This is a genomic window from Micromonospora sp. NPDC047074 (assembly GCF_040643815.1).
In the GTDB taxonomy this organism is placed as follows: Bacteria; Actinomycetota; Actinomycetes; order Mycobacteriales; family Micromonosporaceae; genus Micromonospora.
Genome location: NZ_JBEYVB010000003.1, coordinates 1 through 20,134, shown reverse-complemented (window position 1 = coordinate 20,134; position 20,134 = coordinate 1). Strand labels below are relative to the sequence as shown.

Here is a 20,134-nt window from a genome sequence, read left to right as displayed (position 1 = left end):
GCCGGGCAGGTGCGGGGGCTGCCGCACCACCGGCGCCGGGTTGACATCCACGCGAGGGCACCGGCCCGCGAGTCGGGCCGGCCGGCGGCGCACGTTCCGCCGGCCATCCGCGCCGGGCACGTCCGCCGCGACCGTCGTGACCACGTCGCAGCGGGGCGGCCGGCGCTGCCACCCCACGCGTTGCCCGCGGGGCGCCCGCGTCCCGCGAGTGAGGAGAACCCGTGTCCCATCGATCCCGCACCGCCGCGTTGCTCACCGCGGCCGCGACCCTTCTCATGGGCGCCATCGCCGTGACGGCGGGGCCCGACCCCGCCGCCGCGCACGGCACCCCGATGGCCCCCGGCAGCCGGACCTTCCTCTGCTGGAAGGACGGCCTCAGCAGCACCGGCGAGATCAAGCCCAACAATCCCGCCTGTTCCGCCGCCGTGGCCCAGAGCGGGGCCAACTCGCTCTACAACTGGTTCAGCGTGCTGCGCTCCGACGCCGCCGGCCGGACCGTCGGCTTCATCCCCGACGGCAAGCTGTGCAGCGGCGGCAACCCGGGCTTCGCCGGCTACGACCTGGCCCGCAACGACTGGCCGCTGACGCACCTGACCGCCGGGGCCCACATGGAGTACCGCTACAGCAACTGGGCCCACCACCCGGGCACGTTCTACTTCTACGTCACGAAGGACAGCTGGAGCCCGAACCGGCCGCTGGCGTGGAGCGACCTGGAGGAGCCGTTCCTGACGGTGACCAACCCGCCGCAGCGCGGCTCCAGCGGCACCAACGACGGGCACTACTACTTCAGTGGCAACCTGCCCACCAACAAGAGCGGCCGGCACCTCATCTACTCCCGGTGGGTCCGCTCCGACAGCCAGGAGAACTTCTTCGGCTGCTCGGACGTCACCTTCGACGGCGGCAACGGCGAGGTCACCGGGGTCGGCCCGGGCGGTACGCCGCCGCCCAACCCGACCACTCCCCCGCCCAACCCGACGACCCCGCCGCCCAACCCGACCACTCCCCCGCCCAACCCGACCACGCCGCCGCCGCACGGCGGGGACTGCATGCCGGTCTTCAAGGTGGTCGGCACCTGGAACGGCGGCTTCCAGGGCGAGGTCACGATCATGAACCACAGCTCGTCGACCTGGTCGGGGTGGACGGCCAACTGGACGTGGCCCAGCGGGCAGACCATCAACAGCCTGTGGAGCGGCACGCTGAGCACATCCGGCTCCTCGGTCACCGTGACCAACGCGCCGTACAACGGCACGATAGCCCCGGAGGGCACCACGACCTTCGGCTTCGTCGCCACCACCAACGGCACCAACACCCTGCCGACGGTCACCTGCTCCGGCCGCTGAGACCCCGACCCGGGCCCAACCCCGGGCCCGGGCCCGGCCCCTGAAGTGATCAAGAGGTTTGCGTCCTCCGGGAACGATTCCGGGGACGCAAACCTCTTGATCGGCGGCGTGGCCGCCGGCCAGGCGGGGGGCGGGGGCGACGCGGCGGGGCGGAGGTCAGCGGACCATGGAGCCGACCACCGGCTTGGTGAGCAGGGCGGACTGGTTGCGCTGGATGCCCGGGTCGAGGGTCTTGGCGACGAAGATGGCGTGCCAGATGCAGAAGATCAGCACCGTCCACACCTTGCGGGAGTGGTCGGCCTCCTCCCGCTTGTGCTCCTCCAGCAGCCGCATCGCGTACGACAGGTCGAGCAGGTCACCGGCGCCCGAGGTGGACAGCACGTGCCGGGCCCACTCGTACATCTCGCCGCGCAGCCAGACCCGGGTGGGGGTCGGGAAGCCGAGCTTCTTGCGGTTGACGATGGCCGGCGGCACGACGCCCTGGAGGGCCTGGCGCATCGCGTACTTGGTGGCGTCGGAGCGGGGCGGGAGTTTGAGGTCCACCGGGATCCGCGACGCCACGTCGAAGACCGCCCGGTCCAGGAAGGGCACCCGCACCTCCAGCGAGTGCGCCATCGAGATCCGGTCGGCCTTGACCAGGATGTCGCCGCGCAGCCAGGTGTAGAGGTCGACGTACTGCATCTTGGTGACGTCGTCGAGCTCGGTGCACTCGGCGTAGATCGGCGCGGTGACGTCGGTGTAGCGGACGGAGGGGTCGTAGCGGCGCAGCAGGTGCTGCTTCTCCTCCTCGGTGAACATCCGGGCGTTGCCGTAGTAGCGCTGCTCGATCGGGGTGGTGCCGCGCTCCAGGAAGCTCTTGCCCTTGACCCCCTGCGGGATCGCCTTGGAGACCGCGCGCAGCCCCTTCTGCACGCCGCCGGGCAGCCCGTTCACCGTGCCGAGCGACAGCGGCTCGCGGTAGATGGTGTAGCCGCCGAAGAACTCGTCGGCGCCCTCGCCGGAGAGGACCACGGTGACGTGCTCGGCGGCCTTCTTCGCCACGAAGTACAACGGCACCAGCGCCGGGTCGGCCACCGGGTCGTCCAGGTGCCACACGATCTTCGGCAGCGCCTCGATCATGTCGTACGGCCCGATCTTGGTCGGGATGGTGGTCACGTCGAGGTGCCGGGCCGAGTCCTGGGCGACGTCGATCTCCGAGTAGCCCGGGACGTCGTAGCCGACGGTGAAGGTGAGGATGTTCGGGTTGAACTCCCGCGCCAACGCGACCACCGCGGTCGAGTCGATCCCGCTGGAGAGGAACGAGCCCACCGGCACGTCCGAGCGCATGTGCATCCGGACGCTCTCCCGCAGCGTCTCCCGGATCTCGTGGTAGAGCCGCTGCTCGTCGGCGACCGGGGTGGGCCGGAACACCGGCCGGTACCACCGGCGCACGTCGATCCGCCCGCCCGGGGTCCAGGTGAGGTACTCCCCGGAGCCGATCCGGCTGATCCCCTTGTGCAGGGTGCCGGGCTCGGGCACGTACTGGAGGGTCAGGTAGTGGCTGAGGTTGGCCGTGTCGATGCCGGCGTCGCCCTGGTAGTTGGAGTGCGCGAAGGGCAGCAGCGCCTTCTTCTCCGAGGCCAGGTAGAGGCCGTCGGCCGTCTCCAGGTAGTGCAGCGGCTTGATGCCGAAGTAGTCCCGCCCACCGAACGCGCGGCGCGCCTGCCGGTCCCAGATGACGAAGGCGAACATGCCGCGCAGCCGGGTGAGCACCTGCTCACCCCAGTAGTGGAAGCCGGCGACGATCACCTCGCCGTCCCCGGCGGTGGCGAACTGCGCGCCGAAGTCCCGGATCAGTTCCTCGCGCAGCTCGATGTAGTTGTAGATCTCGCCGTTGAAGGTGAGCAGGTAGCGCCCGTTCGCGTAGGACAGGGGCTCTTGGCTGGAGGCCACGTCGATGATCGCGAGCCGCTTGTGCGCGAACACCCCGTCCGCGTACCGGCCGGAGGCGTCGCCGACCACCTCGACACCGGTCTCGTCCGGGCCGCGGTGGTGCAGGCATTCCAACGCCCCGGCGATGTTGTCGCGGTGGGCGGCGGCATCGCCGCGCGCGCTGAAGAAGGCCAGGAGTCCGCACATGGTGGACATCTTTCCACGCGGCCCGCGCGGGCGTCGCGGCACCGCTGGGCTCCGCGCCGCGACGCTGCCCGGCCCGCGCGTTCCGGGTCGCCGCCGACCGGATGCCCGTGCGGGCGGCGTCGAGCGACCGATTCTCCGCCACCCGGTGTGCTGACCGCCCGTCCCGGCGCGACCCGCCCGCCGCCCCGCGCGGTACGGTCTGACCTGCAACGACGCGGAGGAGCGGAGCATGACCGAGGAACGCACCGACAGCAGACCGGCGGACGGCACCGAGTCGCACGATCCGGACTTCCCGGAGGCGTTCCTGGCGTTCATGCGGCAGGGGTGGCGGGACACGACGCTGCCGGTCGCCCCCCGGCCGGAGATGCCGAACCACGCCAAGCGCCGCGCCGCGCTCTCGGCGGCGTTCCCGGGCGAGACCCTGGTGATCCCGACCGGTGGCGAGAAGGTACGCGCCAACGACACCAACCACCCCTTCCGCCCGGGCAGCGACTTCGCCTACCTGACCGGGGACCACGACCCGGACGGCGTGCTCGTGCTCCGGCCGAACGGCTCGGGGCACGACGCCACGCTGTACATGCGGCCCCGTTCGTCGCGGCAGACCGACGAGTTCTTCCGCAGCCGCAACGGCGAGCTGTGGGTCGGCCGCCGGCACACGCTGGCCGAGAAGTCGACCGAGCTGGGGCTGCCCACCGCGGACCTGACCGAGCTGGACGCGGCGCTGGCCGACCTGGCACCCGGTCGTACCCGGGTGCTGCGCGGCTTCGACGCACGGGTGGACGCGGCCGTGCGCCCGTACGACGACCGCCGCGCCGAGGGGCGGCCGGGGCGCGACCGGGAGCTGGCAGTCGCCGTCTCGGAGCTGAAGCTGGTCAAGGACGAGTGGGAGATCGCCCAGCTCCAGGAGGCGGTCGACGCGACCGTCCGGGGGTTCGAGGACGTGGCCCGGGCGCTGCCGGCGGACCGCGCCGTCTCCGAGCGCCTGCTGGAGGGGATCTTCGCGCTGCGCGCCCGGCACGACGGCAACGACGTCGGGTACGGCTCGATCGTCGGCGCGGGCGAGCACGCCACGATCCTGCACTGGGTGCACAACCACGGCGCCACCCGGCCCGGCGAGCTGCTGCTGATGGACATGGGCGTGGAGAACCGCAACCTGTACACCGCCGACGTCACCCGGGTGCTGCCGGTCGACGGCCGGTTCACCCCGTTGCAGCGCCAGGTCTACGAGGCCGTGCACGCCGCGCAGCAGGCCGGCATCGACGCCATCCGGCCCGGCGTGCCGTTCCGGGAGATCCACCTGGCCGCCATGCGGGTCCTCGCCCAGGCGCTGTCCGACCTGGGTCTGCTGCCGGTGAGCGTCGACGAGGCGATGGACGGGCGGTCGACGGTCTACCGGCGCTGGACGCTGCACGGCACCAGCCACATGCTCGGCATCGACGTGCACGACTGCGCGAACGCCCGCAAGGAGAAGTACCGGGACGGCACGCTGGGCGAGGGCCACGTGCTCACCGTCGAGCCCGGCCTCTACTTCCAGCCGGAGGACGAGCTGGTCCCCGAGGAGCTGCGTGGCGTCGGCATCCGGATCGAGGACGACATCCTCGTCACCGCGACCGGCGCGGTGAACCTCAGTGCCGGGCTGCCGCGCGGCGCCGACGAGGTGGAGACCTGGCTGGCCGAGCAGCGCGAGGCCGGCCCCCGCCTGCCCGGCTGAGCCACCCACCCTCCTGCCCCCGGCCCGGTCGCGACCCACGTCGCGGCCGGGCTGTTCGCCGTCCAGACCCGGGCCCGGCGCCGCTGTCGCCGGCCCGAGCCAGGTACCCCGTCCGGATGTCGCCCGAAACTTCGCGATCTTGCACTTTGTGCCCGGACAAAACGCACAAAGCCAGCGTCCCGTGGGCCATGAGTGCAAGATCGCGGGCACCACGAACGTGGGACACCACCAATGCCCAGGCAGCCGGGACGGCTGGTCGTCGCCTGATGGCTTCTCCGATTCGGAGTCGACCCAGGCGGGGCACCTGAGCGGGGCCGCTCCACCTCGGCAGCCGACGACGTGTGCACTGCTCGCGTTGCCTTCATGCCGGACGCCACCTCATCCAAGGCCCGCCCCCAGAACCGATGCCCCAGGCCGACGCCACAGAGCCGCATACCCAGGATCCGACTCCCAAGATCGCGCTGTTTTGCGGAAGTAGTGGCCTCCCTAGCTGGCGAGGCCACTACTTCCGCGAAACAGCGCGATCTTGGACCGGAGCGGGATGGCGTGGGCACCACGAACCCCGCCTCAGGCTGGATCGGCTGCCGACGGACGGCCACACTGAGACGAATATGGGCTTTTTTCAGATAAGTCCTCATCGCGAAGAACCTTCTCATACCGTGGTCAACGGAGGCTGCAACCGATTTGTGGCTGGTCGCACTGTATTGCCTGGTGCGGTCCCTTTGAGAGCACGAAAGGGCGGAAGGCTCCGATGTCCGATGACGTAACGAGACCTGACGGTGGCCCGCCCGCGGGCACACCGATGCGAGGGCGGCGCAAGCTCTGGCTGGCCGCCGGCGTGGCCGGGCTGACCGGCGTCGTCGGCCTGGCGGCGCTGGGCGGCCTGACCGCCCGCGACAAGCCTGGCGACACCGACCGACTCTCCGACGCCCAGGCGTCGGCCCCTAGGCAGAACGTCAGCGACGCCGGCGCGGCCGACGACGAGGCCGGCAAGAGCGAGGCCGGCAAGAGCGACGCCGGCACGGCCGACGACGAGGCTGGCAAGGGCAAGGAGACCGGTACGGGCAACGAGGCCGGTAAGGGCGAGGGCGAGTGGTCCGGTGGCGACCGCAGCGGCGGCTCCGCCGACCGGAAGCACGACGGCCGGACCAAGAAGGTGCCCTGCGACACCGACAAGCTCATCCAGGCGATCACACACGCCAACAAGAACGACGGCGCGACGCTGGAACTCGCCAAGCACTGCACCTACGAGCTGACGCGCAGCGAGCACGGCAACGGCCTGCCCGTGATCAAGGAGTCGATCGTCCTCAAGGGCGAGGACACCAAGATCGTCAGGGCGGCAGCGACCGAGCGGTTCCGGATCCTGAACGTCGGAAGCAGCGGCCACCTGACGCTGAAGGACGTGACCATCAAGGGCGGGCAGACCGCCCCCCGGAAGATGGCCCCGCCCCCGACCCCGCTGTTCGGGCGCTCCGACCCGACGAAGGTCGCGGAGACTCCTGCCCGCAAGCCCGCCATGGCGGCGCCCACGCCGTCGTCCGCTACGTCAGGCCCGTCCGCCACTCCGGTTGTCGAGCCCGATGACGCCGCGACGACCGGGCCCACGCTTGCAGGCGCCGACGGGGCGGGCATCCTGGTCCAGCAAGGCGGCCGCGCCGACATCGAGTACAGCAAGATCGTGCAGAACAACGCCGGCGGGAACGGCGGTGGCATCGCCAACTTCGGCACCACCAGCCTGCGCCACACCGCGGTCGAGGAGAACAGCGCCAACGGGTTCGGCGGCGGCGTCTTCAACACCGGGGTGCTGCGGGTCGAGGAGTCCAAGGTGGCACAGAACGCCGCCGGGGCGGGCGGCGGCGGCATCGCCAACGGCGCGGCCCTGACCGGCCCGACGCTCGGCGGCGGCACCGTCTGGATCTGGAAGAGCAAGATCAGCCACAACCGGACTTCCGTCATCGGCGGTGGCATCTTCGACAACGAGGGTGAGACCACGATCACCCAGAGCGAGATCACGGACAACACGGCTGGCGCGGACGTCGGCGGGCTGGTCGGCTTCAGCGACAGCAGGCTCTCCCTCGAGCACGTCCTGGTCGCCAGGAACTACGCCGACGACGAGGCTGGCGGCATCGGCGTCGGCGGAGGCAGCAACGCCGTGATCGAGAACAGCGTGATCAGGGAGAACGTCGCCAGGGGCGACTCCGGCGGAGGCCTGTTCAACGACGAGGGCAGCGTCGTCCTGCGGGACAGCGAGGTCCTGGCGAACCAGGCGATCGGCCCGTACGGGGTGGGCGGCGGCCTCGTGAACGACTTCGGCACGATCAGGCTGATCAGCACGAAGGTGGCCCACAACCTCGCCACCGAGCCGCCGGGCGGCATCTGGACCAACAACGACCGGGTCTTCATCGACCGGAAGTCCGCCGTCACCGACAACCGACCCACGAACTGCGAGGGCAGCCCGGTCATTCCCGACCGCTGCTTCGGCTGAACGCCGGACGGCACCACCACATAGAAGAGGGCTCCTCCGCGCCACCGCCAGGCGGCCCGGAGGGGCCCTCGCGTCCGCCGTTCCTGCGGCCGCCGACCCGCTCGCAGCCGTCGGCCCATTCGCGGCCGCCAACGCCCCCATGGCCGCCGATGGTCCCGTGACCGCCTACCCGCCCGCTGGCCGTTCCGCGCCGATCGTGGCCACCTGGGATCGGCCACGTGGCCTAGCCGCTCGCCTCACCTACCGGCGCTCCTGCGGCCGATCGACCGGCTCGGCCCGTCCGCACCGCACGAGGGGCCCTCGCACCGAATGTGGGCCTTTTTCAGATATGACCGCGAAGCGAGGAACATTCTCATACTGTCTGGTTCGGGAGCTACAACCGATTTGTAGCAGGGGACGCTCGCCTGTGGCGCCGCGACCCTGTCTGGTACGAGGAGAGGGCAGAGAGCTCCGATGTCCAACTACCTAACGAACAACGACTCCGAGCGGGCGGTGGCGGCCAAACGCCGCCGCAAGCTCTGGCTCGCCAGCGGTGTGGCCGGGTTGACCGGCGTGGTCAGTCTCGCCGCCGTGGGTGTCGCCACCGGCGCCGGTGCCGTCGGCACGGACGGCCTGAAGTGGTCCACCGCCCAGCAGGTCAGCAAGGACGGCGAGCAGGGCGCCGACCGCGAGGAGAAGGGCCGCGAGGGCGAGGAGGGCCGCGAGGGCGAAGAGGGCCGCGAGGGCGAAGAGGGCCGGGACCGGCACGACAAGAACCGGGACCACAAGGACCGCGGGAGGGAGGTGCCCTGCGACTCCGACAAGCTGATCCAGGCGATCATCTTCGCCAACAACAACCACGGTGGCGAGCTGGATCTGGCGAAGGACTGCACCTACACGCTGACCCGGTCCGACAACTACGGCAACGGCCTGCCCGTGATCAAGGAGAAGATCACGCTCAAGGGCCACGACACGAAGATCGAGCGGGACGCCACGGCCGACCACTTCCGGATCCTGAACGTGGGCAGCGGCGGGCACCTGACGCTCAAGGGCCTGACCATCAAGAACGGGAAGACCCTGGAGCGGAAGAAGGACCCCCTGGTGACCCCGGAGGCGGTGTGGTCCCGGTACGCCAACTCCGTCGAGGCGACGGCGGCGGCCAAGGCCGGCAAGCCGTACCTGCCGCTGCTCCAGGCCGCGCCGAAGGGCGCGGCGGCGGCGCAGGCCGCGGCCAAGGCCGACGCGGGCGTGCTGGAGGAGCCGGAGGCCAACGACGGCGCCGGCATCCTGGTGCAGCCCGGCGGCACGGCCGACATCGAGAAGAGCCACATCGTGCGGAACCAGGCCGGCGGCAACGGCGGCGGGATCGCCAACTTCGGCAAGACCAGCCTGCGCCACACCACGGTCGCCGAGAACACCGCCTTCTTCTTCGGCGGCGGCATCCTGAACGCCGGGGTGCTCCGGGTCGAGGAGTCGAACGTCACGCACAACAACGCCGGGATCGGCGGCGCCGGCATCTCCAACGGCGCCCCGGGCATCTTCCGCGACGACGTCGACGGCGGCACGGTGTCGATCGAGAAGACCGAGATCAGCGGGAACAACACCTACGGGTTCGGCGGCGGTCTGCTCGACATCGAGGGCAACACCACCATCCAGCACTCGAAGATCACCGACAACACGGCGCTGATCGCCGGTGGCGGCATCGCGGCGGCGGACGACAGCCAGCTCTACCTGAAGCACGTCCTCATCGCGAAGAACGTCACCGGGGGTGTCGGCGGCGGCCTGGCGCTGGCCTTCCAGGCCAACGCCACGGTCGAGAAGAGCGAGATCAAGGAGAACGTCGCCGGGTTCTTCGGTGGCGGCGTGTTCAACCTGTTCAGCCGGGTCACGTTCCGCGACAGCGACATCGTCGGGAACCAGGCCCCCGGATTGATCGGCATCGGCGGCGGCATCTTCAACGTGTTCGGCAAGGTCAGCCTGCACGACACGAAGGTCGCCGGCAACTCCTCCACCCACAAGCCGGGCGGGGTGTTCAACTTCGGCGGCAAGGTCGAGGTCGACGACAAGTCCGCGATCAAGGGCAACGACCCGACGAACTGCAAGGGCAGCCCGTCGAACGTGCCCAACTGCTTCGGCTGATCGCTCTCGGGCGACGGACGGCCGACGCCGGCCGGACGACGACCGGACAGGAACCGGCCCCCTCCCGCACCACGCGGGAGGGGGCCGGTTCGCGTCGCGCGTCGACCGCGGTCAGCTCTGCACGAAGACCGCCACGCTGCGCGCCGGCACGCTGAACGTGCCGCTCGCCCGGTCGAAGGACGCCGCCCGCAGCGTCTCGTCCGCCGAGGTCCGCAGCACCGGGTGCAGCGCGACGTCCGCCCCACGCAGCCCGGTCAGCCGCTGCGTCGCCGGTTCCGGGGTGGCGTTGAAGACCACCGTCACCGACTTCCACCGCCCGTCGAGGCCCCGGCCGTCCAGCGTCATGGTGAGCACGCCGGGGGTCTCGGCGGTGCCGGAGAGCGGGAACGCCACCCGCCTCTGCACCTGCTCGGCGGTGGTCAGCCCGAAGACCGGCGAGGAGGCCCGGATCTTCAGCAGCTCGGCGTACCGGGCGTCGGTCATGGTGATCGCGGCGCAGTCCGGCACCAGCGCCGGGTCGGCCAGCAGCGGCTTGGCGTACGGCCACTTGTCCTGGTTGTCCTGCGCGGGCGGCAGGCCGGTGCCGAACCCGTTGCCCTGGGCGCAGTTCCACCGGATCTGGTTGAACCAGTCCCCGGAGTTGTACGAGTTGCGGTCCAGCGACTTCGAGCGCAGCCGCTCCGTGCCGGTGGTGACGAACCCGGTCCCCTGTCCCATCAGCACCGTGCCCAGCGCGAGCACCTGCATCCGGGCGCGGTCCGCCGCCGGGGTGTCCTGCGGCAGCTTGTACGCCAGCGCGTCGTACAGGATCTCGTTGTCGTGCGCGTCGACGTAGGTGACCGCCTCCCCCGGCGCGGCGGTGTAGCCGGCGGGCGAGCCGTTGTAGTCGACCTGCGCGCCGGTGACCTGCCGGCCCGACGAGTCGGTGAACCGGTACCCGCGCAGGTTGCCGGTGAGACCCACCTTGATCAGGTCGTGCTGGTGCAGCAGCCGGGCCCGCTGCTCGGCCGCCGAACCGTTCACGTCGTCGCCGTTGGGGTCGGTGAACAGGCCGGAGGCGAAGCCCTGCACCCGGGGGTTGGCGTCGAACGGCCCACCGCCCCGGACCGCGTCGCGGAGCCGGTCGTTGAACGTGCCGATCCCCGTGCCGGCCATGTTGGCCTGGGTGGCCTGCACGAACCGGGCGCCGTCCGCGACCTCGCCGAAGTTCCAGCCCTCGCCGTAGAGCAGGATCTTCTTCCCGTCCACGCCGTCGCGGGCGACCGTCAGCCTGTCCAGCGCCTCGCGTACGGCCAGGATGTTCGCCTTCGGGTGGTGGCCCATCAGGTCGAACCGGAACCCGTCCACCTTGTACGCCCTGGCCCAGGTGACCAGCGAGTCCACCACCAGCTTGCCCATCATGGCGTGCTCGGGGGCGGTGTTGGCGCAGCAGGTGGAGTTGGCCACGGCGCCGTCGGGCAGCAGCCGGTGGTAGTAGCCGGGCACCACCTGGTCGAGCACCGACTTCGGGTCGGTGCCCGCCGCCGAGGTGTGGTTGTAGACGACGTCCATCACCACGCGCAGCCCGGCGCCGTTGACCCCGGCCACCATCTGCCGGAACTCCGTGGTGCGCCGCGCACCGGCCGGGTCGACGGCGTAACCGCCCTCCGGCACCGTGTAGTGCAGCGGGTCGTACCCCCAGTTGTAGCCGTCGGTGTCCGCGACGGCCGCGACGCACTTCTGCTGTTCCGCGGAGTCCGGCGGCAGCGCGGCCAGGTCGCAGGCCGGCTGCCGCTGGTCGGCCCGCCGCTCGGGGATCGTGGCGAAGTCGAACGCGGGCAGCAGGTGCAGGTGGGTGACCCCGGCGTCGCCGAGCGCCTTGAGGTGCTTCATCCCGGCGGTGCCCGGGTCGGTGAAGGCGAGGAAGGTGCCCCGCCGCTCGGCCGGCACGGTGCTGTCGGCGACGGAGAAGTCCCGCACGGACAGTTCGGAGATCTGCACCTTGGTCGGCGGCACCGCCGCCGGCTTGCGCAGCGTCGCCCAGCCCGCCGGTGCGAGCGCCGGGTCGGCGAGGTCCACGATCTGGCTGTGCGTGGAGTCCGGCGCGAGGGCCAGCGAGTACGGGTCGGTCACCGCCGCCGTGACCACACGCTGCGCCGCCGGCTGCCAGGCCTGGACCTGGTAGCGGTAGTACCGGCCGGTCCAGTCGCGGGCGCCGCGCACGGACCAGACGCCGGTGCGGTCGTCCCGGCGCATCGCCACCGTCCTCGGCGACGCCGTCGGCGAGTCGAAGAGCTGGAGCGAGACCGTGCGGGCGGTGGGCGCCCAGACCGCCAGCGTCGGCACCCCGCCGGCGAAGGTCGGCCCGAGCCGCGCGTCGGTGGCCGGCGCGTAGACGTCGTCGAGCACGCCGGGGATCTGCACGCCGGTCGCGGCGAGCAGGGGGCCCTCGGCGTCCCGCTCGGTCACCAGGAGCTGCCCGCGCAGCGCCGCCGGGACCTTCGCCAGGTCCCGCCGGTCGAGCGTGAACCCGTGGTAAGCCCACAGGTGCGGGAACGCCGCGCGCTGGGCCTCGGTGAGCCCGTTGCGCTGCGCGGTCAAGGGCAGTTCGGTGTACGTCCCGACCAGTTCCCCGTCGGCGACTGTCACCCCGCCGGTTGGGGCGGCGACCAGGGCGTACGTCCTGCCGTCGGTGGGCCCGGCCTGCCAGGCGACGGTCGAGCGGTCGATCCAGTGCGCCTGCTGCTTCATGATGTCGACGTTCCCGGCGGTGCTGGACGCCGTGGACGGCCGCAGCCGCCCGGGGGTGGCGGCGAGCAGCCACACCTCGCGGCCGGCGTCGGCGAAGTCGAGCCGCTGGTCGGTCGGCAGGTCCTTCTCGTCTCCGGAGTGGATGATGTAGCTCAGCCCGGTGGCCCCGGCCGCGAGCGGCACCCGGAACACCGCGCCGAAGGCGTCGACGCGGGCCGGGGGCAGCGGCGTGGCCCAGTCCGTCGGGTTGGCGGCGCCGTCCCACAGGTGCAGGCCCCAGCCGTCGTAGTTGCCGTCGGCCCGGCGGTAGTGGACGACGGCGGTGCCGTCTTCGACAGGCGGGTCGGGCTCGCCCGTGGCGGCCTGCCGGGTCGGGTAGACCGCCGGGTCGCCCTGCTTGACCCAGATCTCGCCGGTCTGCGTCACGTCGATCGTCCGGTCCTGCCCGACGTCCTTGTTCCCGGCCCTGTCGACCACCAGGAAACCGACCGACTTGGCGCCCGGCTTGAGCTTCACCCAGGCGAACCGGCCGTAGGAGTCCTCGCCCGCGAACGGTTGCCCTTTGGGCCATTCGGTGGCGTACGCGGGGTCGATGTCGCCCCAGGCGTACAGCCCCCAGTCGTCGTAGCCGCCCGCCGGGCGCTGGTAGTGCACCACCGCCCAGTCGCGCGAGGCGGACTGCGCCGGGGTGCCCACGGTCGCGGTGGACCGGGTGCTCGCGGTGCGGCCCTTCCCGTCGCGGACGACTGCCTTGTATTCGATCTTCGTACCGCCGGCCAGCCCGGTCAGGTCGTGGTGCACGGTGTGGGGGGCCTGGTCGGCGCTGCCGAGCAGCGTCCACCTGCCACCGTCGACCCGGGCGGCAACGGTGACGGTGGCCAGCGGGTCGCCGGTGACCTGGGCGGTGACGGCGGCCCGCGTGGCGACTGGCTCGCCGGGCGCCGGGGCGGTGATCGTGATCCGTGGCGCGGCGTCGGGCAGCGCGATCGGCGTGCCGGCGCGGTGCACCACGGCCGACAGCGGCGGCACGGTCAGGGTGAGCTTGCCGTCCGCGCCGGCGACCGGGGCGGCCGTCGCGCCGTAGACGCCGGTGAACGTGCTGCCGGCCGACCAGGTGTCCACGGTGACAGTCTGCGCGGTCGCGGCGTTGTTCACCGCGACGACGTACTCGGTGCGCTGCTTCGGGTCGACCCGGGAGAACGCGAACACGCCGGGGCCGTCGGCGGCGTGCCGGGTGACCTGCACACCGTCGCGCAGGGCCGGGTGCGCCTGGCGCAACGCGCCCAGCTCGGCGATGGCCCGGTAGAGCGGGTGCGCGGGGTCGAACTGGTCGCTGGCGTGCGTACGGTCGGTGCCGAGCAGGTCGTCGTCGAGGTAGTCGGGGGTCTTCGAGGCGAACATGTCCTGCCGGGCGTCCTTGTCGCCGCCGGGGCCGGTGAAGCCCTGCTCGTCGCCGGAGTAGACCACCGGCTGGCCGCGGGTGAGGAACATCAGCTCGTGGGCGAGCTGGTCGCGGCGCAGGTGGGTGGCCGGGTCGGTGCCGCCGCCGGCGATGAACGAGCCGATCCGGCCCATGTCGTGGTTGCCGAGGAAGGTGGTCAGCCGGCCCGCGTCGGTGTCCCGGGCCCGGTAGAGGTCGTCGCGGGCGTACACGTCGGCGAGCGCCTTCGCGGAGCCGTCGCCGGCGGTGTAGCCGCGGGCGGCCTCCTGGAAGGCGAAGTCGAGGGTGGCCGGCAGCCCGCCGCGCCGCACGTACGTCGAGGTGATCTCCGGGTCGGCGCTGTAGACCTCGCCGAACATGAAGAAGTCCTTCTTCCCGGCGCGGTCGGCGGCGCGCTCGACGCCCTGGCTGAACTGCGGCCAGAAGTCGAGGTTGGCGTGCTTGACGGTGTCCAGCCGGAAACCGTCGACGCCGGTGGACGCCACCCAGTCGGAGTAGACCTTGGTCAGGCCGCGCACCACCTCGGGGCGCTCGGTCCACAGGTCGTCGAGGCCGAAGAAGTCGCCGTACTCGCTGTTCTCCCCGGCGAAGGTGGAGTCGCCCCGGTTGTGGTACATGGTCGGGTCGTTCAGCCACGCCGGGACCTTGACCTTCGCGTCGGCCGGGGTCTCGAACGTCGGGGTGTACGGGAAGGACGTCGTGTCCACCTCGGGGAAGCTGCGGGTGCCGTCGGCGTGGTTGCGGTCCTCGAAGGGGCGCCCCTGCGCGTCGGTGTACGGCGACGTCGCCTTGTCGACGTAGCCGTACTTGTTCTCGGCGTACTTGATGACGTCGGCGGTGTGGTTGACGATGACGTCGAGGTAGACCTTGATCCCCCGCCGGTGGGCGAGCTTGACCAGCCGCTTCAGGTCCTCGTTGCTGCCGAAGTGCGGGTCGACCTGGGTGAAGTCGGTGATCCAGTAGCCGTGGTAGCCGGCGGAGACGTCGGCCCCGCTGCCCTGCACCGGGCGGTTCTTGAAGACGGGGGCTAGCCAGATGGCCGTGGTGCCGAGGCCCTCGATGTAGTCGAGCCGGTCCATGACTCCCTTGAGGTCGCCACCGTGGTAGAAGCCCTTGTCCCTGGGGTCGAGGCCGGTGGTGAGCCGGTCGCCGGTGAGGCCGCCGGTGTCGTTGCGGCGGTCGCCGTTGGCGAACCGGTCCGGCAGGACGAAGTAGAACTGTTCGGCGCGGGCCTGGCTGCTGCCGGCGGCGAGCAGCGCCTCCGCCGACGGTTCGGCACGCCACTGGACGGCGCCGGCGGCGGCGAGCGGCCCGGTGCCGTCGGGGGTGTCGGCGCCGAGCTGGCGCACGGCGACGGGGACGCCGACGAGGGTGAGGGTGAGCAGGGAGACGAGGGCGAGCAGCGCCTTGCGCGGTATCGGCGGGGGCTTCATCGACGGCCTTCCTCTGGTCGCTGATTGGCCCGCACGCTAGCCCTTGCCGAAACATTCTGCAATACCTTGCAAACCAAGTCGTAACACGGCAGCCTGCTTGCAAAGCAGGGGCTCGGCGCGTCTCGCGCCGAGCCCCTGCGAAGGAGATCCGGTACCGCTACAGCCCGTGGCAGGTTCCGCCGTCGACCGTGCAGCTCGTCGGGCGGCTCTGCGCGCCGTCGAAGTAGAACCGCAGCGTGACCGACGCGCCCCCGGCCAGGTCGTGGCGGTAGGTGAAGCCGTCGTCGATCCGCCGCGCCGTCCCCTGTGGCGCGCCCTCGATCCAGGCGCTGCCCAGTCGCCCGTCCGGAAAGGTCAGCCGTGCCGTCCACTCGCGGCCGGCGGTCGACGCGTTGCTGACCACCACCTCCCCGACGAACCCCTCGGCGTACGACTCCACCACCCGGAACCGCCCGCTCACCGGCGACGCGGGCGACGGCGGCGGCGCGACGAGCACCGCGTCGTCGTCCCCGCTCGGGGCCGGCGTCGGCGTGGGGCCGCCACGGCTCGGCGTGGGCCGCTGCGGCGCGGGCGAGCCGGTGACGCGGCCGGACGGCGTGGGCGTCGCTCTCGGCGACCGCGCCACCGCGGCCGGGCTCGTCGCCGACGGCGGCGGCTCGGGCAGGGCGACGGTCGGCGGCGGGGCGGGCTGCGCGTCGAACGCGGGACCACGCCCCCGGTAGGCGCCAAGGGCGACGGCGAGCAGGACCACCATCACGAGAACCCCGACGGACACCACGATCCACGGCGAGGACGCGATGGCCGTCGTGCCGTAGGACCTGCTCGACGTTCGGCGCGTGCCGGACATGCCCCTCCTCCTGCGGTCGTCCGAGGCAGAGTAACGGTCGGCGGCGACATGGTGCGACCGCCGGACGGGCGGGCCGGCGGGCCGGCCGGCCAGTCCTCAGCGCGGCGGGACACGCACCTCGATCTCGGCGCCGAGCCGGGCGCCCCCGGCCAGGCCCAGATCGTCGCCGCTCCAGAACCGGCCCGGGTCGTACCAGTTCGGACGCCGCCCGGCCGGCAGCAGCCCCATCGCCTCGTAGGTCACCGCGACCACCTCCGCGCAGTACGCCGTCTCCAGGGCACGGTCGCGCCCGGCCGCGCCGGAGCGGTCGCGCTCCGGCGGGCCCGCGTGGTCCCGGTCCCGGCCGCCCAGGGTCGGCACCCGGACCGCGGGGACCCGCCCGCGCAGCCAGCGCCAGGCGAGTTGGGCGGTGGAGGGGAACGGGGTGCCGTCGAGGCGGGCCACGGTGCGCAGCACCGCCTTCTCCATCTCCGCGTCGGCCGGCGGGTCGAGCTGGCGCAGCCAGCCCCGCTGACCATACCGGTTCGCCCAGACGCAGACCGCGTCCCGCAGGTCGTGCAGTTGCACGCCACGCTGGTGGGTGCCCGTCCACATGTCCGGCAGCGACCTGCCCAGCTCGGCGTGCCACATCAGGGGCGGCATGTCGTCCAGCACGACCGCCATGCCGACGTGGTTGACCGGGCTGTTGGTGGTGAACTGGATGGCGCGGTCCGGCACGCTGCGCCCCCGGAACACCCACACGTCGCCGGTACGGGTCAGCTCCACGGCCTCGTCCAGGCTGATGCTCATGACGGTCTACCCTAGGCCGATGCGGCAACGGATGCGGTGGTGGAAGGTCCTCGGGCTGGCCGGTCTCGCCGGCGTCGCGGCGTCGGGCGTGGTCATCGCCCGGGCGGAACGGCGGCGCCGGGCGTACACCCCGGAGGAGATCCGGGCCCGGCTGCGCGACCGGCACGCGGAGGCCACGGCACCCGCCGACGACGCGCGCTGACCTCCCCCCGGCGTCAGTCCTCGTCGTGGTGGTTGCGGTCCCAGCGCCCGCCGACCGGCGGGGTGTCGAACCGCACCGGCCCGGTGGCGTTGCCGGCGAAGTCGTTGTCCTCGATCCGACAGGACACGCAACTGCCCTGGCGGGTGATCCAGAACCCGTACGTCTGGGTCTGCTCGTCGCGGTGGTCCCAGATCCGGTTGCCCCGCACGGTCGCCGAGTCGAACGGCGCGTTGACGGTGATGCCGGCCCGCACCGGTGGCGCCGCCGGCAACTCGTACGACGCGCCGGGTGGCGGGGTGTCCGCGTTCCACCCCGTGGGCGAGTCCGCCCGCACCTCGGCGAGGGTGAGCGCGGTGTCGGTGTTGGACACCACCACCGCAGTGCGTGACCCGACCCGCACCAGCTTCCCCCGGTGCCCGTCGTGGGGCCAGTGCGCCGACTGGTCGGTGACGGACCGGTGGTGGTAACGCACCGACTCGCCTCCGCCGGAGGCGGCCGGGGCGCACCGCCGGCCGTTGTTGCGGATCCTGTTGTTCACCACCGCCGCGTCGGTCATCGGCCGGTCGATCCGGATCGCGTCAAGGCCGTTGTCCCAGAAGTCGTTGCTGTCGATGACCACGTCCGCCGCCGGGCCCTGGTAGCCGTGCCCCAGGTCGTGCTCGTGGTAGCCGTGGGCCCCGTTGGCGCTGATCCGGTTCCCGCGGACCAGGTACGGGCCCGGCGTGTTGCCCATGCTGATCCCGTCGCGGACGTTGCGGTCGATGACGCAGTCGGTGACGATCCCGCCCCGGCCGGCGACGCCCGCCGTGCCGTTGGCCGAGACGTCGAAGCCGGCCTCCAGGTTGCCGGTCAGGGTGCAGGCGGAGACGATCAGGCCGTCCGCGCCCCAGTCGGAGATGCCGAACCGGTTGGCCTGGCTGTGGCAGCCGATGATGCGGTAGCCGCGCGGGGGCGTCCAGTAGTCCTTCTGCAGTTCGAGGAAGATCCCGTTGGTGCCGTTGCCGACGGTCGTGCAGTTGGCGATGGTGAGGCGTTCCACCTCACCCCACCCGCCGATACCGACACCGATGCCGGCGCCACCCATCTCCTCGCCGTTGTCCAGCCGGCCGCAGCCGACCACCACCACCCCGTCGATCAGGCTGTCCTGGAGGAAGTCGCAACCGAGGCCGGTCGCCCCGGTGTGGTGGATGTAGAGGTTGCGGAAAACGCCACGCACGACGTACTGGAGCCCCAGGCCCTTGGCGAGGTAGTTGTACTCGACCATCGCCACCCCGGAGCCGTCGATCTCGAAGTCCGCGAAGGTGCAGTCGGCGATGTGCCGGTCCCGGTCCGCGCCGTGCTGCACGGTGGTCCAGAAGGCCAGCGGCGTCGGGTCGGCCCGGTTCCCCTCGTTGCTGAGCAGGAACCGGGTCGCCCCGGGGCCCGCGCCGATCAGCGACACGCCGCTGCGCCACACCGTGCCGGCGTCCCGGATCGAGTAGATCCCCGGCGGGCAGTAGATGACCCGGGCCCGGCCGTCGGCGGCGTAGCCCTCACCGAGGCGGTCCACCAGCGCCGACAGCGCCGGCTGGTCGTTCGTCACGCCGTCGCCGCGCAGCCCGAACTCCCGCGCGTCACACCACAGGGGCGCCCCGGCGACCGGCGTGAGCCGCTGCGGGACCGCGGTGGACAGGCCCTGGTGCGACATCCGACCCTCCTCTTCCGGCATCCGGTCGGTTCGTCTCCGGGCCGGCGCATTCCCGCCGTCGGTGTCCGGAAACGCGCTACCCGGCCGGGTGCGGCGGCGCGGTCGCCGCAGGGCCGGGCTCCGCGCCGGTGCCGGGCGTCACGCCGGTGCGGCGCAACGCCTCCGCCAGCGCCCCGGCGGTACGGCCCACGAGCGCGCTGCCGTCGTCGAGCAGCAGCAGGGGCCGCTGGATCAGCTCGGGGGCGGCCACCATCGCCTCGATCCAGCGCGGCTCGGCCGCCTCGTCCCGCGGCCACTCGGCCATGCCGCGGGCCACCGCGGCGGGCTCCCCCGTCCGGCAGACGTCCCAGGGACGCGCACCGAGCCGGCGCAGCACCTCGGCCAGCTCGGCCACGCTCGGCGGCCGGTCCAGGTACGGGCGCACCGCGTAGCCGACCCCAGCCTCGTCGAGCGCGGACCGGGCGGCGGCGCACTTCGAACAGGACGGGTTGTTCCAGATCTCCATGCGGTGATGCTCTCAGCCCTACCGCCCCCGCCCCCGCCCCAGCCCGCGCCGCCCCGCCTCCGCGATCTTGCACTTTGTGCCCACGATCTGCGTCATATGTCGGATTTGCGAGGGCAGGAAGTGCAAGATCGCGGAGGCGGGGCGGGCGGGCGGCGCGGCGGGGCGGGGCGGGGGCGATGTCGGGTTTGGGGTGGTTTGGGGTGGCGGGCGTCACCGGAGTCGTGGGCATGGGTCGGGGGCCCGGGTCGTTGTAACCAACCGTGAGCGCGTGACCCCCCGAGGCCCCGACGGCCGGGGCGACCGGCCGGAATGCCAGTCGAGCCCGCGTCGTTACATCCCCCGGACGCGCCCCACCCCTCGTCGAGGGCGTACCTGGTTCGACCTTTCCCTCAGCCCGCGACGGCACCCGTCCCCACGGTGTGTGTCGCGCACCCCCGATCGAAAGGTGCTGCCATCATGCGTACCGACATCCTGCGTAAGACCGCTCTGACCGCTGCCGGGCTCGCCTTCACCGGCGGCGCCGTCGCCGGCCCCGTCACCGCCGCCTTCGCCGCCCCCGCCGAGGCCAAGCCCACCACCGTCGCCCAGGACCGCAAGGGTGGCGAGCGGGAACTCGGCGTGCGCTACGAGGCACAGCCCAACTTCTACTACTGCGGCCCCGCCGCCGCCCGCAACGCCCTCAGCGTCCAGGGCAAGAACATCGACGTCGACGGCATGGCCCAGCGCAT

At 72.2% G+C, this 20,134-nt stretch carries 12 protein-coding genes; 6 read left to right on the top strand and 6 right to left on the bottom strand.

The annotated features are described in order from the left end of the window. The first annotated feature begins 221 nt into the window (after positions 1 to 221). Positions 222 to 1,340 (top strand): lytic polysaccharide monooxygenase, encoded by a 1,119-nt coding sequence (locus ABZ809_RS06915; protein WP_357561485.1) that lies wholly within the window; start codon positions 222 to 224, stop codon positions 1,338 to 1,340. Between the two features lie 156 nt (positions 1,341 to 1,496). On the opposite strand, the gene asnB is transcribed toward ABZ809_RS06915, so the two are convergent. Further along, complete coding sequence (asnB, locus tag ABZ809_RS06910) at positions 1,497 to 3,458, bottom strand: asparagine synthase (glutamine-hydrolyzing) (protein WP_357561484.1); 1,962 nt, start codon at positions 3,456 to 3,458, stop codon at positions 1,497 to 1,499. A 229-nt stretch (positions 3,459 to 3,687) separates the two neighbouring features. Here asnB and ABZ809_RS06905 point away from each other — a divergent pair, with 229 nt between their 5' ends. The 3 genes from ABZ809_RS06905 to ABZ809_RS06895 all read left to right on the top strand — a co-directional run bounded on the left by ABZ809_RS06905 (position 3,688) and on the right by ABZ809_RS06895 (position 9,772). Next, a complete protein-coding gene (locus ABZ809_RS06905) occupies positions 3,688 to 5,169 on the top strand; it encodes an aminopeptidase P family protein (protein ID WP_357561482.1) in 1,482 nt (493 codons plus the stop codon). Positions 5,170 to 5,920: 751 nt separating this feature from the next. Continuing rightward, positions 5,921 to 7,654 (top strand): right-handed parallel beta-helix repeat-containing protein, encoded by a 1,734-nt coding sequence (locus ABZ809_RS06900; protein WP_357561481.1) that lies wholly within the window; start codon positions 5,921 to 5,923, stop codon positions 7,652 to 7,654. 453 nt (positions 7,655 to 8,107) lie between these two features. Next, positions 8,108 to 9,772: a right-handed parallel beta-helix repeat-containing protein gene (locus ABZ809_RS06895; protein WP_357561480.1), complete on the top strand. Its 1,665-nt coding sequence runs from the start codon at positions 8,108 to 8,110 to the stop codon at positions 9,770 to 9,772. A gap of 111 nt (positions 9,773 to 9,883) precedes the next feature. Here ABZ809_RS06895 and pulA read toward each other — a convergent pair whose 3' ends face one another. The 3 genes from pulA to ABZ809_RS06880 form a co-directional block, all read right to left on the bottom strand. Then, positions 9,884 to 15,376, bottom strand: a complete 5,493-nt coding sequence (gene pulA, locus ABZ809_RS06890) for a pullulanase-type alpha-1,6-glucosidase (protein ID WP_357561479.1) — start codon at positions 15,374 to 15,376, stop codon at positions 9,884 to 9,886. A gap of 157 nt (positions 15,377 to 15,533) precedes the next feature. Next, complete coding sequence (locus tag ABZ809_RS06885; protein WP_357561478.1) at positions 15,534 to 16,223, bottom strand: cellulose binding domain-containing protein; 690 nt, start codon at positions 16,221 to 16,223, stop codon at positions 15,534 to 15,536. Positions 16,224 to 16,319: 96 nt separating this feature from the next. Further along, positions 16,320 to 17,012 (bottom strand): hypothetical protein, encoded by a 693-nt coding sequence (locus ABZ809_RS06880; protein WP_357561477.1) that lies wholly within the window; start codon positions 17,010 to 17,012, stop codon positions 16,320 to 16,322. 19 nt (positions 17,013 to 17,031) lie between these two features. Here ABZ809_RS06880 and ABZ809_RS06875 point away from each other — a divergent pair, with 19 nt between their 5' ends. Beyond that, positions 17,032 to 17,214 (top strand): hypothetical protein, encoded by a 183-nt coding sequence (locus ABZ809_RS06875; RefSeq protein WP_091630004.1) that lies wholly within the window; start codon positions 17,032 to 17,034, stop codon positions 17,212 to 17,214. Positions 17,215 to 17,227: 13 nt separating this feature from the next. Here the strand turns inward: ABZ809_RS06875 and ABZ809_RS06870 are convergent, their stop codons facing one another. Together ABZ809_RS06870 and ABZ809_RS06865 are read right to left on the bottom strand one after the other, a co-directional pair. Beyond that, on the bottom strand, positions 17,228 to 18,901 hold the full coding sequence (locus tag ABZ809_RS06870) for a right-handed parallel beta-helix repeat-containing protein (RefSeq protein ID WP_357561476.1): 1,674 nt from the start codon (positions 18,899 to 18,901) through the stop codon (positions 17,228 to 17,230). A 76-nt stretch (positions 18,902 to 18,977) separates the two neighbouring features. After that, a complete protein-coding gene (locus tag ABZ809_RS06865; RefSeq protein ID WP_357561475.1) occupies positions 18,978 to 19,406 on the bottom strand; it encodes an ArsC/Spx/MgsR family protein in 429 nt (142 codons plus the stop codon). A gap of 456 nt (positions 19,407 to 19,862) precedes the next feature. Between ABZ809_RS06865 and ABZ809_RS06860 the strand changes: the two genes are divergently transcribed. After that, positions 19,863 to 20,134: C39 family peptidase (locus ABZ809_RS06860; protein WP_357561473.1), on the top strand; the 272-nt coding region annotated here is incomplete at its 3' end.

What these genes read in the sequence shown, in the direction of transcription:
- asnB (WP_357561484.1), bottom strand. Translation starts at nt 3,458, where the DNA reads ATGTGCGGACTCCTGGCCTTCTTCAGCGCGCGCGGCGATGCCGCCGCC.
- ABZ809_RS06905 (WP_357561482.1), top strand. Translation starts at nt 3,688, where the DNA reads ATGACCGAGGAACGCACCGACAGCAGACCGGCGGACGGCACCGAGTCG.
- ABZ809_RS06900 (WP_357561481.1), top strand. Translation starts at nt 5,921, where the DNA reads ATGTCCGATGACGTAACGAGACCTGACGGTGGCCCGCCCGCGGGCACA.
- ABZ809_RS06895 (WP_357561480.1), top strand. Translation starts at nt 8,108, where the DNA reads ATGTCCAACTACCTAACGAACAACGACTCCGAGCGGGCGGTGGCGGCC.
- pulA (WP_357561479.1), bottom strand. Translation starts at nt 15,376, where the DNA reads ATGAAGCCCCCGCCGATACCGCGCAAGGCGCTGCTCGCCCTCGTCTCC.
- ABZ809_RS06885 (WP_357561478.1), bottom strand. Translation starts at nt 16,223, where the DNA reads ATGTCCGGCACGCGCCGAACGTCGAGCAGGTCCTACGGCACGACGGCC.
- ABZ809_RS06880 (WP_357561477.1), bottom strand. Translation starts at nt 17,012, where the DNA reads ATGAGCATCAGCCTGGACGAGGCCGTGGAGCTGACCCGTACCGGCGAC.
- ABZ809_RS06875 (WP_091630004.1), top strand. Translation starts at nt 17,032, where the DNA reads ATGCGGCAACGGATGCGGTGGTGGAAGGTCCTCGGGCTGGCCGGTCTC.
- ABZ809_RS06870 (WP_357561476.1), bottom strand. Translation starts at nt 18,901, where the DNA reads ATGTCGCACCAGGGCCTGTCCACCGCGGTCCCGCAGCGGCTCACGCCG.
- ABZ809_RS06865 (WP_357561475.1), bottom strand. Translation starts at nt 19,406, where the DNA reads ATGGAGATCTGGAACAACCCGTCCTGTTCGAAGTGCGCCGCCGCCCGG.